The 498-nt window shown below is 53.8% G+C and carries 1 pseudogene; it reads right to left on the bottom strand.

What is annotated here, in order from left to right:
• A pseudogene (locus ACNQ62_RS16660) lies at window positions 1-388 on the bottom strand (helix-turn-helix domain-containing protein); the annotation flags it as partial.
• Window positions 389-498: the final 110 nt, after the last annotated feature.

Genomic DNA, 498 nt, shown 5'->3' with positions numbered 1-498 from the left:
CGTATGTTGAGCACGCTGTCGTTCGCCCTTCCAGTTCCGCACGAAGGCCGCGACACGCTCATATGAGCCATCAAAGCCGAGCTGAACCAGATCCGCATGCATCCACTGGCTGACAGTGCATTGCCAAAGGCAATGTCACGAGAGGCTGCTTGGCCGTTCGCCGTTCCTTCCGTGATTTACGCTGCTCAGACAGCAACCAGCCTGTCAGCTTATCAGCATAAGGGTCCAACTTGCTCGGTCGGTTCAAAATCTGGAACTCGGGCTCAACTATCCCTGTCCGCAGTTACTTCTTGATCGTGTTGCGAGACACCCCTGTCCGGCGCGCAATCTCGCGGATGGGCATCTTGTCTCGCAGAGCCCATTTCCGAATAATCCTCAGAAATCCCATGTCTAACACTCCAATAGCTCCCAGCTGATTCAAGCAGGGGCAAGGTTGCACATGGGTCAATTCTCAATGACAATTTCTACAGTTGCCGGGTCAGTTCTCGGTGACAATCA

It is taken from the genome of Sulfitobacter sp. SBS6, from assembly GCF_048285585.1.
Lineage (GTDB): Bacteria > Pseudomonadota > Alphaproteobacteria > Rhodobacterales > Rhodobacteraceae > Sulfitobacter > Sulfitobacter pontiacus.
This window is presented reverse-complemented; position numbering and strand designations above follow the sequence as displayed.